This window comes from Allomuricauda sp. TY007 (assembly GCF_010468565.1).
Taxonomy (GTDB): Bacteria; Bacteroidota; Bacteroidia; order Flavobacteriales; family Flavobacteriaceae; genus Flagellimonas.
Window position 1 is genome coordinate 56,736 of the sequence record NZ_WUEG01000015.1, and the last position, 17,410, is coordinate 74,145.

11 protein-coding genes are annotated in these 17,410 nt (G+C 41.8%); 5 read left to right on the forward strand and 6 right to left on the reverse strand.

What is annotated here, in order from left to right:
- Window positions 1–3: 3 nt before the first annotated feature.
- The gene (locus GO009_RS15040) at window positions 4–1,182 is read left to right on the forward strand and encodes a class I SAM-dependent methyltransferase (RefSeq protein ID WP_163627345.1); all 1,179 of its coding nucleotides are present in this window, start codon (window positions 4–6) and stop codon (window positions 1,180–1,182) included.
- Here the strand turns inward: GO009_RS15040 and GO009_RS15045 are convergent.
- From GO009_RS15045 to GO009_RS15055, 3 genes are read right to left on the reverse strand one after another with little or no spacing between them, the layout of a single operon-like run.
- On the reverse strand, window positions 1,179–1,901 hold the full coding sequence (locus GO009_RS15045; RefSeq protein ID WP_163627347.1) for a M15 family metallopeptidase: 723 nt from the start codon (window positions 1,899–1,901) through the stop codon (window positions 1,179–1,181). The genes GO009_RS15040 and GO009_RS15045 overlap by 4 nt on opposite strands.
- A 5-nt stretch (window positions 1,902–1,906) precedes the next feature.
- Window positions 1,907–2,629, reverse strand: a complete 723-nt coding sequence (locus GO009_RS15050; protein WP_163627349.1) for a PHB depolymerase family esterase — start codon at window positions 2,627–2,629, stop codon at window positions 1,907–1,909.
- Between the two features lie 12 nt (window positions 2,630–2,641).
- Window positions 2,642–3,163 (reverse strand): 5'(3')-deoxyribonucleotidase, encoded by a 522-nt coding sequence (locus GO009_RS15055; protein WP_163627351.1) that lies wholly within the window; start codon window positions 3,161–3,163, stop codon window positions 2,642–2,644.
- 267 nt (window positions 3,164–3,430) lie between these two features.
- On the opposite strand from GO009_RS15055, the gene GO009_RS15060 reads away from it, so the two are divergent.
- Window positions 3,431–4,309 (forward strand): aminotransferase class IV, encoded by an 879-nt coding sequence (locus GO009_RS15060; protein ID WP_163627353.1) that lies wholly within the window; start codon window positions 3,431–3,433, stop codon window positions 4,307–4,309.
- A 19-nt stretch (window positions 4,310–4,328) separates the two neighbouring features.
- Window positions 4,329–5,618 carry a M20/M25/M40 family metallo-hydrolase gene (locus GO009_RS15065; protein WP_163627355.1) on the forward strand — a complete coding sequence of 430 codons (1,290 nt, stop codon included), beginning with the start codon at window positions 4,329–4,331 and terminating at the stop codon, window positions 5,616–5,618.
- Between the two features lie 67 nt (window positions 5,619–5,685).
- Here the strand turns inward: GO009_RS15065 and GO009_RS15070 are convergent, their stop codons facing one another.
- The 3 genes from GO009_RS15070 to GO009_RS15080 all read right to left on the reverse strand — a co-directional run bounded on the left by GO009_RS15070 (window position 5,686) and on the right by GO009_RS15080 (window position 14,229).
- On the reverse strand, window positions 5,686–9,024 hold the full coding sequence (locus tag GO009_RS15070) for a VCBS repeat-containing protein (protein WP_313790231.1): 3,339 nt from the start codon (window positions 9,022–9,024) through the stop codon (window positions 5,686–5,688).
- 293 nt (window positions 9,025–9,317) lie between these two features.
- The gene (locus GO009_RS15075; RefSeq protein WP_163627357.1) at window positions 9,318–11,024 is read right to left on the reverse strand and encodes a RagB/SusD family nutrient uptake outer membrane protein; all 1,707 of its coding nucleotides are present in this window, start codon (window positions 11,022–11,024) and stop codon (window positions 9,318–9,320) included.
- Window positions 11,025–11,028: 4 nt separating this feature from the next.
- The gene (locus tag GO009_RS15080; RefSeq protein WP_163627359.1) at window positions 11,029–14,229 is read right to left on the reverse strand and encodes a TonB-dependent receptor; all 3,201 of its coding nucleotides are present in this window, start codon (window positions 14,227–14,229) and stop codon (window positions 11,029–11,031) included.
- 687 nt (window positions 14,230–14,916) lie between these two features.
- Here GO009_RS15080 and GO009_RS15085 point away from each other — a divergent pair.
- Window positions 14,917–15,633, forward strand: coding sequence for an NUDIX domain-containing protein (locus GO009_RS15085; RefSeq protein ID WP_163627361.1), 717 nt, complete (start codon window positions 14,917–14,919; stop codon window positions 15,631–15,633).
- A 69-nt stretch (window positions 15,634–15,702) separates the two neighbouring features.
- Entirely contained in the window at window positions 15,703–17,409 is a 1,707-nt protein-coding gene (locus tag GO009_RS15090) for a GMC oxidoreductase (RefSeq protein ID WP_163627363.1), read from the forward strand.
- Window position 17,410: the final 1 nt, after the last annotated feature.

Below are 17,410 nucleotides of genomic sequence, written 5' to 3' on the forward strand. Positions count from 1 at the left end.
AATTTGAACGATATTATTTTAAATATCGGTGTCCAGGATTTTATATCAAAAAACATCTCCGCAGACACCATGTCAATCTTACTTAAAAAACCTGTTTTTGAGGGTGTTTCACAAAAAGAGCTGGTCGAACAGATAGAAGCTAAAAAAAAGAGTCGTGATAAACTGCCCACTTGGTTTGCCTCATCCCATATCTACTATCCCAATAAACTCAATATTGAACAAACCAGTTCCGAATCAACAGCTGAATATAAGGCCCAAATTGTAAGTGGAAAATCGTTGGTAGACCTTACAGGTGGGTTCGGTGTTGACAGTTACTTTTTTTCAAAAAAAATAGCGTCCGTTTTTCATTGTGAAATCAATTTGGAACTGAGTGAAATTGCAGCCCATAATTTTAAAGTTTTAGGGCAGAACAATATAAAATGCCTGCCCGAAGATGGCATTACATTTTTAAAGGAATCAACACAAAATTTTGATTGGATCTATGTTGACCCCTCTCGAAGAAACGATAAAAAAGGAAAGGTTTTTCTCTTAGAGGATTGCCTGCCCAATTTACCCGAACACCTCCCTTTGATTTTTGAAAGAACACAACATATTCTCGTAAAAACATCTCCACTTTTAGATATAAAAAAAGGGGTTGAGGAACTGGAATTCGTAAAAGAGGTTCATGTTGTGGCCATTAATAACGAAGTAAAGGAACTCCTCTTTATTTTAGAAAAAGGGTACAACGGAAACATTGGAATAAAAACCATCAATTTACTGCCAAACCGAACAGATACATTCAATTTTAAACTGGAAGAAGAACAAAACACCACTATTGATTTTGGGGAGCCTTCTGCCTATTTGTACGAACCCAATGCCGCTATTTTAAAGTCCGGTGGGTTTAAGTCCGTAGCCAAAACCTACAAGCTTAAAAAACTCCACCCACACTCCCATTTATACACTGCTGACACTCTTGTAGATTTTCCCGGGAGAAGGTTTACCATTGAAAAGACCCTTCCTTATTCCAAAAAGTCCATAAGATCAATGGCCGTCCCAAAAGCGAACATCACAACACGGAACTTTCCCATACCAGTTGCCGAGCTTCGCAAAAAACATAAGATTAAAGATGGCGGAAATCGTTACCTCTTTTTTACCACCAACATCAACAACAACTTGATATTTTTGGTGTGCAAAAAGGTTTAATCGTCGCATTCCCATTTAAAATTGGCGACCCTATCATTGGATGCAGCTGAAAGGTTATAATGCCACCATTCGGTTCTAATGGACCAAAAACCGTGTGCCTCCATGGTCTCCTTAAGTAGTTTCCGGTTATCCAAAATCTCTTGTGGCAAATCTAAATTATCGTGATAGGCCCTTTTCCCGAAGTAATCAAAATCGGTTCCCATATCGAGTTCGTTGCCCTCCATGTCCACCAAAGTAATGTCCACGGCACCGCCCTTGTTGTGAATAGATCCTTTATCTGGATTGGCTACATATTGTGGATTGGGGACAATCTCCCACATTTTGTATTGTACCGAGTTAGGGCGATAACAATCAAAAAACTTGATTTTTACCCCTTTTTCCATAAAATCCTTATTGGCCTTGATCAATGCCTTTGCTGTTTTTACCCTTGTATAGCATTCGGCGCAGTCGTACACCTTGGCCTTTAAAAAATTATTCTCGGTGGCATAGCGCATGTCATACGCAAAATCTTCACTAAAATCGGCCAGTCGCACAAAAGTGGTATCGGCCAATCCTTCGAATGTTTTTAAAACAGGTTTTTCTTCCTTTATAATGGTGTCACTGGAAACGGAGTCCAAACGAATTGCTGTTTCGGTTTGGGCAGATTCATTTTGGTTTTTGTCTTGTTGTTTACAGCTAACCGTCAAAAGAAGACCTAGGAAAATAATCGGGTATTTCATCAAATTTAGTTTATGCGTTTTTGCTCTGCCAACCAAGTATAGAGCGAGTCGGTCGTGTAAGCTCGGCCCCATGCGTTGTGGCCCACACCTTTGTATCTTGTGTAGCGGACATCGCGACCCATCGCCCTCAACTTTTCCACCATCTTGTCTGATTCCTCTACATGGATTACCTCATCCTCATCGCCATGAAAGACCCAGATGGGCATGTTCTTATCTATCCAATGGGCATAGGGTAATGGCGTCATACCGCAAACTACGGCCATGGCAGCAAACTTATCCGGATATTGGGTGGCCAATTCCCAAGATGCACTTCCACCCCTGCTTAGTCCGGTCAAGTAAATTCTATTTTTATCCACCCTATTGGTGTTGACCACGGAGTCCAATAGTTGGACAACTGCATCCGTATTCCACCATTTTTGGGCGTGGGGATTTTGTGGGGCCAAGATCAAAAAGGGAAATTGTTTGCCCTCGGCCAGCATTTTTGGCGGACCATTGTATTTGACTTCTTTGATGTCCCCTCCAGATTCACCCCCGCCATGAAGAAACAGCAACAGGCCAAAATCCTTATCTTCTGATGCGAAGTAGTCTTCAGGATAATAGAGATAGTATTTTAAATTTTCTTTGGTGATGGTCTCCAGTTCGTCCTGTACCAAATGGGATTGTGCGGCACACGCCTGAAACATAAATGTACCGGCCAACAACAGTAACTTGGATAGTTTTTTTTGCATTGCAATTACAAGTTACAAAAGTTTGTTGGCGATATCCTTCCAAGTATCCGCACGTTCAAAGGTGGTGACCTTTGTATTATGTGGTGAAGTAAACATAATGGATCTACCATCAAAAGGCTTGAGGTTCTTGCTACGGTCGTCTATGAGCACATCACCCTTTAAAACATGCTTGTTTCCGCAGAGGATTCGGTTTTGCCACGGAATAAAGGGAAAGTGTTTGTCCAACCAATCCGACTTTTCCCTTAAGGACTGTGGAAACTCCATAGCTGCCGAAGCAATATATACCTCATGTTTTTTGCTTAACGCCTCAAGCACTTCTTGGCTGTCGGCAATTACTTTTAAATCACCAAAAAAACCATCTCGCCTGGTGTGATCTTTTATCGATTGTTGATGTTCCACTGGAACACATTGCCAAAACTCCTTGCCATGGCAGGCTTCAAGTGTTAATTGGGCATTAAACTCTTGATTGTAAATATTTAAATGGGCATTGTAAGCATCTGCAATTACCTCGTCCATATCAACAAAAATCGTCATGGTTTATCTTTTTTCGTGAAGTACGACAAATCTTTATAATTATTAAAACCAACCATCTAAATCTATTGTTAACGACTTTGAATTTCTTTAAAAATACTTATTGTTTTTCTAAAATTTATTTGCCCCGCTACAAACTTTATTGCTTGGTTTTACTTTTGGGAAATATCCACTACCTTCACACAACGAGATCAATGAGGTGCTAAAAAGCAATACAACCTGACGGATAACAAGTTTTTTAGACGGCCTCTTACTTAAAACCAACCTTACATGTTGCCCAAAGGAAACTTTCCTGAAAAAGTCTATCTGAATGGAGAAATAGTAACGGCGGACAATGCCAAAATATCCGTTTTTGACCGCGGATTTTTATTCGGAGATGGTATTTACGAAGTAATGATGCAATTGGAAAATGGCATTTTCTACAAAAGAGCACATTTGGACCGATTGCAGGACAATCTGGACAAAATTGGCATCCCATACTACGTCAAGGGAATTGATGATAATCTGGACGGACTTCTTCATGCGGCTGGTTTAAAAGGGGAATCGTGCTTAATTTATATGCAAGTTACCCGTGGAGTCGCCCCCAGAAAACACTCGTACCCCAAAAACGTTCCCCCTAGCGTGATGATGTATGCACTGCCCTACAATCTCCCTCCCATCAACCTTAAGAACATGAAAGCCGTTCTAGAACCCGACTTTAGATGGCACAGATGCGATATCAAATCCATTTCACTGCTAGGCAATATTATGACCAATGAAACAGCAATGAACGCAAATACAGATGAAGCTGTTTTGGTCCGAAACGGTATAATTTCTGAAGGCTCCCACACCAATATTTTTTTTGTGGAAGACGGAAATGTAATTACCCATCCAGCCAACGAACATATTTTGAACGGTATAAGCAGGCAGATTGTTATAAAACTCTGCAGAAAGTTGGAAATACCTGTTATTGAAAAACCCGTGGCAGAAAATGAGGTTAAAAATATGAACGAGGCCTTTTTTACCGGTACCACTACCCAAGTGGCATCCATTTCACAATTGGGCGATCATATTTTTTATAAAAATGATGCTATTGGAGAAGTGACAGCTAGGCTCCAAAAAGCATTTGCCGAGCTTAGAACAATGGATTCATCGCACATAACACTATAAAGAATAAATATACTTGATTATGAAACAACTTACGTTCGGTCTCATTATTATCTTTAGTCTGTTATCTGGTTCGATAATGGCCCAAGAAATTGAAAAAAAATACACCAAGGAAGTGGAACGCTTGGCCAAGAAAAAACAGGTCAAGAAAGCTTTTGAATTGATAAAGGCCCAAAAAAATCAAACCACAGAAGACCTGATTGCTTTAACAGAAATTTTGGCCCCTCCTTTTATGGAAGATGAGCGGGGAAAGGTTTTTTCCAAAATGTTGAAAGAAGCAGGTGTTGACAGCATTTGGACAGACAAGGTAGGAAATGTCATCGGGTTGCGAAAAGGTACGTCGGGCCAATCGGGCTATGTTGGGGTCGATGCCCACTTGGATGTAGTTTTCCCAGAGGGAACCGATGTTACCGTTAAAAAAGTGGGGGACACGTTAAAAGCCCCAGGGATTGGTGATGACACACGTGGTTTGGCCATGCTCATTAGCATGCTCAAAGCCATGAACAAGGCAGATATAAAAACTGAAAAAGATGTATTAATTGTTGGTTCCGTTGGTGAGGAAGGTCTTGGAGATCTTCGAGGCATGAAATACATGTTCAATGAATCGGGACTGGACATTGACTCTTGGATTGCTATTGATGGCGGCGGTTTGGGAAGAATAAGCAATGCCGGATTGGGCTCCAAACGTTATAAATTGCTCATCAAAGGGCAAGGTGGACATTCTTGGGGGGCTTTTGGGCTTGCCAACCCACATCATGCTTTAGGAAAAGCCATAACTACATTTTCCAAGGATGCGTGGGCATACACTTCTGGAGATATCCCTAAAACAAGTTTCAATGTTGGCAGAATTGGTGGTGGCACTTCTGTAAATTCCATTCCGTTTGAGTCTTGGATGGAGGTTGATATGCGTGCCATCGACCCCAAAAACCTTGATGAAATCGAGACCATCTTTAAAGCCTCTGTGGAAAAAGCCATAACGGAATACAATGCCAGCGGTGTGCGTGGCGAGGTTAGCTATGAGCTCATAAAAATTGGTGATAGGCCATCAGGGGAATTGCCCGCTTCCCTACCCTTGATCCAAAGAACCATGGCTGCCACCAAGTATTTTGGGGAGACCCCGCGTTTGGGGCGCGGCTCAACCAACATCAATATACCGGTTTCCAAAGGAATTCCGTCCGTTTGTATTGGTCGTGGAGGACAAGGAGGCGGAGCCCATTCCTTGCACGAGTGGTACTTGAACGATGAAGAGGGCGATGAATCCATTCAATTGGCGTTGTTGATCACATTATCTCAAGCGGGACTTAGCAAATAGCATATAAATAAACATGGTTTGCTCTTTTGAGTGAGCAAACCATGTTTATCTAATTTCGACTAAAAAGTTATTTTGTTTTGGTAAAAACCAATGCTTTGCCCCTATTCTGTGTTACAATAATAAAGGGATTTCCTCCCCCGGCCCGTTCTACTTGAACCATATCCTTGGCATCTCCGGTAACCTTAAAACCACTCTCTTCCGCATTTTTAAAATTAAAGCCTCCATTGTTGTCTCCAAGCAGCACTCCACCGTTAAACGCATCGTACCTACCAATAAAGGCCTCATTGCCAAAATCGTTCCCTATCATCAACACATCGGTAGAGGCGTTGCCCCCTGCCTGTGTAGTAATCATGCATTTTATGGGGGACGATTGTGTTTGCCACGGAAGTTTGCCCATCTTAAACTGTCCGTTGCCATCATTCTCAAAATAAGTGGTTTGATCGTGATTTGCCATTAATTCATCGGCTCCCTCAAGTTCTTCGGGCGTAAACAGCCCACTCTTGGTGGTCGTGGCAAACTCCCGGAAGTAATTGAACTTTTTCCTGAACATAGGACTTTGACTCATAAGATCACCCCAAAAATTAACAGGATAGGGCTGGTATGTCGAGTCCTCAAAATCGCTTTTAAAATACGCGAACATTACAGGGTCAATGGCTCCATTGTTGTCAAAATCTTTGGCCAACATGGTTACGGGTCTTTCTTCGGAAGGATTGTACAGATTATTCTCTCCCAAGTTTCCTGCAAGTAAGTCCACATCGCCATCGCCATCAAAATCTTCTGCCAAGACACACTCCCACCAACCTGATAGTTGCTGTACGCCTGTTTGGTCCATTTGCTGAAAGGAATCCCTTTTGTTCATAAAAATGGTTACGGGCATAAATTCGCCTACCAAAATCAAATCCTTTAAATCATCATTGTTTAAATCGGCCCATTTGGCATCGGTTACCATACCCGGTTTCCTAAGTGCTTTGTTGTATGTTTCCGTCACATCGACCAGTTTTCCCTTTTCATTTTTCAACAGATAACAATCATCTGGCTTGGGATACTGGGAAAATGGAGTGCGTCCGCCAACAAATAGGTCAACATAGCCATCACCATCAAAATCCTCTGCTTCCACTACGGAACCACTGGAATTTATCTCTGGTATTTTATCTTTTGCCATGATAAACTTACCATTTCCCTGATTGACCATTAGGTAATCTTGATAGTATGGTGAGTCCAAATCAAACTCATTACTACCTGCAACCATGTAAATATCAAGATCTCCATCATTCTCTAGGTCAAACAACGCAATGCTGGTCTCTTCCCGTTTTTTGCTAGCTTCGTCATTGAACAAAGCTGTGCCTGTAAACGTTCCTTCGGCATCTTGCATAAAAATCATTGGGGAGTACCCGGATGAACTTCCAACGATAAAATCCTCAAAACCGTCCCCGTTGATGTCCCCCTTTGCAAGTCGAGGTCCATTTTGGGTCAACTTGTGGGGCAATGTAGGCTGTAGGTAAAAATCGGCCTTATCGGTTTCTTCGTGAACATAATTGACCCCCACTTGTTCCGATATTTCGCGATATATGGGAGTGGTTTGTTTGGGTGCCAAGGGAAATGCCAATTGTTTGCCTTCCAAGGAAGAGGCGTTCTTATAATCAATGTCCAAGGTTTGATTGCTCGTTACATTGGTCAACTCCTGGTATTTTCCATCGGGCCAAACTATTTCGAGGGATGCGATTGTTTTTTGAGGTCCCAAACCAAAATGGGGCATGCTTTGTACTGTTGATAAATACCCCCTATTCAGCTGATGTTCGTAATATTGAAAGGTTCCGTCTCCAAAACGTAGGGCCACCTTGGTGCCCAAACCTGCCTGATTGTTTTTTGGGCCTTTCAAATCCAACTGAAGGAAATTTTTACCCTCTTTTTGCTTTGTTTCCAGATTATTCTTAAAAAGAAAGGCTTCATCATTGATGTTGTTCACCACATAATCCAGGTCACCATCAGCATCCAAATCGGCAAATGCCGCTCCGTTTGAAAAGGAAGGGATACTCAACCCCCATTCTTCGCCCACATCCTTAAACTGGCCATCACCTTCATTTCGGTATGCGTAATTCGGGATTTTAACCACTGGAATGGAATCCAAGATTTGTGAAGGGCTAAGGTATTTCTGAACATTAAAATTAAATTCGCCAAAATCAAGGTCGGTGATGTCTCGTGGAAAACCATTGGTAATCAATATATCTTTTCGTCCATCGTTGTCGGCATCAACAAAAAGTGGTGACCAGCTCCAATCTGTTTTGGCGATGCCTGCCATTAGGCCAATTTCACTATAGGGCATATCGGGACCTTGCCCCATTTGAAGCATGTTACGCATATATTGATAGTCGTATCCATACTTATCATTCATGTGATAATCGTTGTACTTGGTTGCCTTAATGGTTGTTTTTAACCTATAATTCGTTTCCCCGAGCATATCCAAAGTTAGAATGTCAAGGTATCCATCGTTGTTAAAATCGGCTACATCGGAGCCCATGGAAAATTTACTTTGATGTTTTATGGACTCACTTATTTTATCGGTAAAGGTCCCATCGCCATTATTAATGTACATAATGTCGTTGCTCAGATAATCATTGCTTACATAAATATCCGGCCAACCGTCGTAATCCAAATCGGAAATAGCCACGCCAAGACCGTAGCCTTCAATGGTAATGCCCGCCTCTATGGTTACATCGGTAAAGGTATTGTCGCCATTGTTGCGGTATAAACGGTCGTTGCTCAAAGAGGAGCCATCGGTGATCTTTTCCCTGTAGTTGGCTGGCAGTACATGTATATCCACATTGTTAAGCACGTATAAATCCAATAAGCCATCTTTGTTATAGTCTATAAATGCTGCATTCATGCTATTTCCGGTATCCGCAACGCCATATTCTTTGGCCATTTCTTTAAAAATGGGAATGCCATCATCATCCACTCCTTGGTTGATGTATAGCATATTGGCCTTTTCCTCTGGGCTTTCATACATAGCGGCACAGACATAAATATCTAGAAGTGAATCGTTGTTTATGTCGATCACCGCAGCACCTGTTTTCCACTTATCTGCCGCTTCCACACCAGATGCTTGGGTTACGTCCTTAAACTCAAAATCGCCTTGGTTCAGGTATAACTTGTTGGTTACTTGGTTGCCTGTAAAAAAAAGGTCTGGCTTGCCATCATTGTTAAAATCACCTACGGCAACCCCTCCACCATTGAAGATGTATTCGCTTGTGAGAATGTTAAAACTATCGGTCTCAACTATTTTATTGTTGAATGTAACTCCGGAATGGTCGGATGAAACTGGAGTAAACAAAGTGTCCTCTTGTTTCTTGGAACAAGAAATGACCAGTAATGAAGTTAGTGCAATTAAAATATAACTTTTGCTCACTGTGTTGAAGTTTTTACGGGTTAACCAAAATTTTGATGTTACACCAATGTTTGAATACTGAAAAACCAGTGTGCATCAAAAAGGAATCAATTGGATTATTTTTTTAGCTGATGGGCTCACCTCACTCTAAAAATACAAATTCAGGTACTGTATGTGAACTGTTAACAATTAATGTTTGATTAATAACGGTTAATATTTAATTAATAGGGTTTGTCCATAATTAAAATAGGTTGCCAATATATATTGGCAACCTATTTACTTGAATTAAATTAAACTAACTCAGACTACTTTTATTATTTCCACAGTGGACTCTGTTCCAACACACCACCACTTTGGTCAATGGCATTAATAGGAATAGGGAATAAATCATGTTTTGGTTGATATGTTCCAAATTTAGTGCCGTAACCCGCTTGATCGAAATCTTCACCCTCGTTTTGGATATACGTATTTATCGTTTCCATCGCATTGCCCCATCTTCTCAAATCGAACAATCTATGTCCTTCCATACCAAATTCCAAACGACGCTCAAAACGGATTGCTTTTCTAGCAAAGTCTTGACTTCCGAAGGATGCATAAGGTTCAATTTGATAATTGGCAGCATCTCCTGTACCATCGACTGTTTGCACTGGGGTCATATTTTTTGCCCTGTTACGTACTCGGTTAACATATTCCAAAGCCAAAGGTAAATTTGGGTTGGCCTGCTCAACAGCTGCTTCAGCTGCCATCAACAACACATCTGCGAAACGCATTACGTTGTAGTTGATACCTGACCAGTCCGATCCCCAACCCCCTGTACCGCGTTGGGCATCCACTTCATCGGCTTGATACATATTCTTTTTGGGCAAATAGGGTCCTGAAATATCACCAAAGGTCGCCCTTATCCACTCTTTACCTGGGTGTATACCGAATCCATTGTAATCAATACCTCTTCGACCAATGGTATAATCAATTCGTGGATCTAGTGGCCCTGTGTGGGGCGTAAAAGGCTCGTCACTGTTGATTCCATAATCATTGGCTACATCAGTAGCGGCATAGGAATCCAATAATGGCAATCCGGAACCGTCTGTTTGAAAGGCATTTGCCAAGTCTTGTGTTGGCTGGTAAAAACCACAGCAAGTACCCAATGGCCCTCCGCCTGGAAAGTTCAAAGTACCGGCACCATTTCCGTTGAAGGAACGTCCATCATCCGAAGCAAATTGAATAGCAAACATAGATTCCGGTCCGTTTTCACCGGCAAGGTTGAAATTGTCCACATATTGCTCGTTCAATGAATATGGTCCGTTGTTGATCACATCGTTGAACAATGGCAAGGCTTGCTCGTATTTTCCTTGGTACAAATACACTTTGCCCAAAAAGGCTTTTGCAACCCAAGCATTGGCTCTACCAACAATAATATCATCCCCTAGTCTATCAATGGCTGCCTGAAAATCAGCTTCGATTTCAGCCCAAATAGGGCCTGGGTTGGGTTGGTTAAACTCTGTGTTAACCAAGTTCTCCACTGAAATAAAAGAAGGGTATCCATAAAACTTCTGCAGGTCAAAGTTGTAATAACCTCTTAGAAAATATGCTTCTCCCTCTTGTTGGGTAAAATCACCTTCCTCAATCTGATTGATCAAATCCAAAACGGCGTTTGCACGGTTTACCCCGCCATAAAGTGCACTCCATCTTCCTAAAAACCAGTTGTTACCGGTTTGCCAGTCCAAGGTCTCAACTTGAAACAGGGCCGTGTTGTCCCCATCGGTACTACCCCTGTGGGCATCATCGGATACCACATCAGTCCACCAATTATCACCACCAGCGGCAACACCCTCTCCTTGTCTATTTATACGTTCACCGTCCATTGCGGAATAGGCCGCTGTCAACTTTAGGTCTACCCCTAAAGCATTTTGTAAGGCTTCATCCGAAAGTGCCCCTGTAGCGGGCTTTTCTGTGAAATCTTCGCTACAGGCCCATAGCAACAGACCTGCAAATATTGTTGAAAATAATATCTTCTTTCTCATTTTTTTAAAATTTTAGATTAACTCCGAAGGAATAGATTGCAGCTAATGGGTAATTGTTGTCCGAAACCCCTATAGTAAGGTTATCTACAGCACCGCCATTAAATCTGGGTTGTAGCTCTGGGTCTACTCCATCATAATCGGTTATAGTCAACAAATTGGTTCCTTGAAGGTAGAAACGAACACTATCCATTCCCAAATAACCAGAAACCTCTTCATTAAAAGTGTAACCAATTTGAAGGTTTTTCAATCGCATATAGGAACCATCCTCTACGAAGAATGAACTTGCCGTACCTTCATTGTTTGATATACTCTGGCTCAACGCTGGCAATTCGGCATCCAAATTGTCAGGAGTCCATGAATCCAGCACCCTTACACTTCTGTTGGCATTAAAGAAGGTTGGGAAGTCGGTATACACTTTATCGTTGTTGAATATTTCGTTCCCTTGCGATCCTTGGAAGAAAGCTGATATATCAAAACCTTTATAGGCAGCTCTCAAGTTGATACCATAAGTGAAATCTGGGTGAGGAGAACCGATAAAGGTTCTATCGTCATCATTGATTACGCCATCATTGTTCAAATCTGCATATTTAAATCTTCCTACACCATCTGCAGGAGTCGCAAATCCTTGATCTGCCGCTGAGGACACTTCGGATTCCGAAGCAAAAATACCTTCGACCACTCTACCATAGAAAGATGAAATTGGCTGTCCTTCTTGCGTTCTAGTAACAGTTCCTGTAGTTCTAAAACCTCCAAAGCCTGTTTGGAAAGCACTGATCAAATCAACCACCTCGTTTTTGTAATGCGAGAAATTAAGGTCAATTCCGTAGCTAAATCCAGAATCGGTTTGATCAGAATAGCTTAAGGTTGCATCCACTCCTGTGTTCTCAATAGAACCCAAGTTTACATAAGGTGGAGCGGCATCAATAGCTGTTGAACTGAACAATTGCTCATCCTGATTGATCAAATCCTTGGTTTTGATATTAAAATATTCCGCAGAAAGGCTCAATCTGTTATCAAAGAGACCAAGCTCCACACCAAAGTTGGTGGTTTCACTGGTTTCCCATCTCAAATTAGGGTTACCTGCTGCTGATAGTATCGCTCCTTGTGCAAACCCACCGCTACCTGCAAAAACATAATTCGCATATTGCTCACTCAAGGCTGAAATATTGGTTGTTGGGTTATTGACCGGAAGTGTTTGGTTACCCAATTGCCCCCAAGAACCTTTAAGTTTCAATCGACTCACAAAGGAATCTACCGGCCAGAAAGATTCGTTACTCACTACCCATCCTGCACTGAACGAAGGAAATATATCGCTCTTGTTGTCCCCAACAAATCTAGAGGATTCATCACGACGTACCGTTGCCGTCAATAAATAACGACCATCGTAATCGTAATTTACAGTCCCGAACAAAGAGAAAAGGGAGTTAGCGTTATCGTAAGCATAAGCTACGTTAGGCGCACCAGCACCATTGCTCAACAAATAATAGTCCGGTGTTTCGAAGAAATAATCCGTTCTGGAAATTTCTTTTCCTTTTCCGTGGTTATCCAAAGCTTCAATACCGATCAAAGCATTTATACTGTGATCGCCAAAAGATTTGTTGTAGTTTAAAGTATTTGTCCAAACCCACTCATAATTATCCTGATCGGCCTCCGTCAATGTATTTGTGGCGATAGGCTCGGAAGATTCTGGGATCAACGGCCTAAAACGTCTATCGTTGAAGGCTCTAATAGACCCACCAAAAGAGGTTTTGAACTGTAGTCCGTCAATAATATCCAATGTGGCGTAAACATCTCCGAATACCCTAAAGGTCTTGGCAAAATTATCTTTTTGTCGGGTAGCTTCCGCAACAGGGTTGTTAGGGTTGGATAAACCTGTATCGTTACTGTAGTTACCGCCAAAATTGCCATCCGTATCATAAACAGGAACCAAAGGAGACATCCTTTGTGCAAAATTAAACCAAGATTGTCCTCCGCTTCTTCTATCAAAAGAAATATTGGCGTGTTGTCCAATCCGTATTCTATCCCCGATTTTAAACTCAGAGTTCAATCGCACATTCCCTCTTTTAAAACCAGTATGGATTTGAATACCTTGACGGTTCAAATATGATGCAGAGAAAAGGAATTTAGACTTTTCGTTGCCATTTTCCAAAGTAATGGAAGCGTTCTGGGTAATGGCACTTCTGTAGATTTCCTCTACCCAGTCAGTACCCCCAGGCTTAACATTCATAGTAACAGGAACCCCTTGAATCGTAGAAGGAATCACAGGACTTGGACCATTACCATATTGCGGGTGCGAAGGTGTTCCACCATCATTTAGGATACTTTGCCAAAGCATTTCCCCATGTTGCTGAGTGTTCAGCATATCCGGTAAATTGGTTGCCACAGAGAATCCTGTGTACATATCCACCGAAACTTTTGCCGTGTTCAGGTTATAACCGCCACCTTTGGTAGTTACAATCACAACACCATTGGATGCCCTTGCCCCATAAATAGCGGCAGCACCATCCTTAAGAACGTTCATCTGCTCGATATCGGCAGGGTTTATTGAGTTTAAGATGCCAGGATCGTCTGTTTGCACCCCATCAATAATATACAAGGGGTCGTTGCTGTTACCTGTTCCGTATCCCCTAATACGCACCACTGGAGATGCTCCTGGTGAACCATTGTTGGTAATTGTAACACCGGAGACACGCCCTTGCAAGGCTTCTGCGGCATTAACAACAGGTGTTTTAGTGGCTTCTTCCACATCTACTGTTCCCACAGAACCTGTTAATTCCCCTCTTGTTTGGGTACCATACCCAGTTACCACTACCTCATCCAGTGCCGCGGCATCCTCTTCCATAGTAACATCAATGGTAGTATTACCGTTTACTGGAATCTCAGTGGTTTTAAATCCTACATAAGAGAAAATCAAGGTAGCATCAGAAGCAGCTGTAATGGAATAATTACCATCAAAATCTGTCTGTGTACCATTAGTGGTACCCTTTACAATAACGTTGGTACCAGGTAAAGGGGTTCCAAAATTATCCACAACTGTACCTGTTATGGTTACTTGGTAAGGGGGTGAAGTGGCTTCACCCAAGTCCGGGGCCGCTGCTAATGCAGATCCACCCACCAACATCATTGTCATTGACAAAAAGAATGTCTGAAACGCTTTTACCGAATCAGCCCACCCTGTCAAAATCTGAATTTTGTTTTGATTCATAGATAGTCTATTTAGTTTAGTTATTTTGATTGATCTCGACCGTGCATATTGTCTCAATCAGGAACAATAATAGTTAAAATTTTACAATTGGCAATATTTTAACATTATATATTGCAAAAATAAAATTCAACTCCCTCATAAAATGCGATTTGATATTTACGAAAAATCCGCAGCCAACTGTACATGGCGGCCAAACCGATGTTTAATGAGCTATAAACATTCCTTTTTTTGCGTTTAAAAAACAACAAAAAAGCACCTATTTGTTATGGTTCAATCTTTCATTGGTCAACACATTTTCCACCCAAAAAATTCGTGGCGATCCTCCACACTTAAGAACAGCTATTTAAGCCCCTAAGCAATAACCATTTTTAGTGGATCGCCATCAGTTGTTTTGGCATTCGGCCAATTGTGCAATTTCTCACCATTGGGACTAGCATGTAAAATAGAATTGACAAAATATTTCTGAATGGCTACCGTAGTTTCCTTCTACATTACCATTTTCAATATGAACCTAAACGGGAAGTGCATTGTTTTTTTTCGCTTAACCGTTCCTGAAGCCAGAAACATGGGCAAAACATATTTTTATATTCTCGATTTGCCCCCATTTATTGTATCAATTTGTTACAATAATACTTTCTTTTTTTCGTAATTATATTTTTTTGATGTAAATTTTGCGATGTTTACAACATGCTACCATTAGAATCAGAACATATAACCAACATTGCCTACGATACGGTAATCCTAGGTTTTACTGGAAAAGAATTGAAAATATTGATCTTGGAATATCAAAATTCCGGTCAATTTGCATTGCCCGGAGGGTTTATTCGGCGAGATGAAGATTTGTACGATGCTGTTAAAAGAGGGGTTCGGGAAAGAACGGGTCTGGAAAAAATTCATTTAGAACAGTTTCACACGTTTGGAAAAAAGAACAGGGACAGTTCCTACCCCTTCAAAAAGATTGCTGCCGGAAAAGGCTATTCCATATCTTCCGACCATTGGGTTTTGGATAGATTCATCACCATTGGATATTATGCATTGATCAATTACAACCAAGTACAGCCCACTCCCGACAAATTTTCGGATTCCATCAATTGGTATGACATCAACAAGTTGCCAACTTTAATGATAGACCACGCTGAGATTGTTGAAAAAGCATTGGAGTCCATTAGAAATGACCTTGGAAAAAAACCCATCGGAGAAAATCTTTTGCCCGAAAAGTTTACCATGAAGGAATTACAAAAAGTGTATGAGACCATTCTAAACAAAGAATTTAGACGTACCACCTTCCAACGGAAAATGCTTAGTATGGATATTTTAAAACGACATGAGAAATTGTATACCGGTGCGGCCAACAAGGCCCCTTACCTTTATAGTTTTGACAAGGAAAAAGTTGAAAAGACATAAATTATAACAAAATCACTTTAAAAAATAAGGAAATAATCCCAACCTTTAAATCCTAAACCGAATACGCCAATGCCAAATTTTAATATAGATGCCGACCCCAAACACACCTATGATGCCATTGTAATCGGCTCTGGGATCAGTGGAGGGTGGGCCGCCAAAGAACTTTGTGAAAAAGGACTAAAAACGTTGGTTTTGGAGCGCGGCCCCATAGTGGAGCATCCAAAAGACTACACCACAGCCCATCTGGATCCTTGGGACATGGAACTTCGTGGCGGACTTACCCCAGAACAACAACAAAAACATTATAAGGCCATACGCTCAGGGTTTATTGGTCAGGATACCGAACATTTTTTTGCCAATGATGAAGAAAACCCATATACCGAAGAAAAACCATTTTTATGGATCCGCGGTCACCAAATGGGAGGACGTTCCCTATTGTGGGGCAAACAGACCTACCGTTGGAGCGAAATGGATTTTGAGGCCAACGCCAAAGACGGTCACGGAGTAGATTGGCCCATACGCTACAAAGATTTGGAACCGTGGTACACCTATGTGGAGAAGTTTGCGGGTATCAGTGGCGAGGCACTTGGGCTGCCCCAGCTTCCCGACAGCCACTTTCTACCTCCCATGGAGTTGAACTGTGTTGAAAAACACATCAAAAAAAGAATTGAGCGTGACTTCCCCGAAAGACATATGATCATAGGCCGTGTGGCACATTTAACCCAACCCTTAAATGGTAGGGGACAATGCCAATACCGTAATCGCTGTAGCCGAGGATGCCCATACGGTGCCTATTTTAGCAGTAATGCCGTAACCTTGCCAGCAGCCAATGCAACCGGGAATCTTACTTTTAGACCTTACTCCATTGTGCAGTCCATTATGTATGATGAAGGAACAGGCAAAGCATCGGGAGTACGAATTATTGATGCCGAGACCAATGAAGACATCGAATTCAAGGCCAAAATTGTTTTCTGCAACGCCTCTACCTTGAGTACCACCCAAATACTATTGAATTCCACCTCTAATCGCTTTCCTGAAGGGATGGGCAACGATAGCGGTGAGCTGGGCCATAACTTAATGGACCACACCTACCGTGTAGGCGCACTGGGCAAGGTTGAAGGCTTTGAGGACAAATACTACAGTGGTCGCCGACCCAACGGAATTTATATCCCCCGCTATTGGAATATCGACGAAAACTCCAAAACGGATAAATTTTTGCGTGGTTTTGGTTATCAAGGCGGCGGTTATCGCATGGGAAACAGTGAAGCTGCCAATCGTAAAGAATTCGGTGGGGATTACAAGGACAGTATCATGAAGCCAGGACCTTGGGAATTCTTCATTACTGGTTTTGCCGAGTGTTTGCCCTATCACGACAATAAAGTGTACCTCAACAAGGAGGTTACCGATAAATGGGGACAACCTACCCTATCCATAGATTGTGAGTATAAAGAAAATGAACTGGCACAAAACAAACAAATTCAAGAAGATGCCGTGGAAATGTTGGAAAAAGCGGGAGTCAAAGATGTTCTTGGGTTTGATAATGAGCATGAGCCCGGATACGGTGTCCACGAAATGGGGACCGCACGTATGGGCCGTGATCCAAAAACTTCAGTTTTGAATGGAACCAATCAAATCCATTCCGTAAAAAATGTTTTTGTGACCGATGGCGCCTGCATGACCTCCAACTCTTGTGTAAATCCGTCACTTACCTATATGGCACTTACAGCAAGGGCTGCTGACCATGCCGTGAAAGAACTTAAAAAAATGAACATTTGAT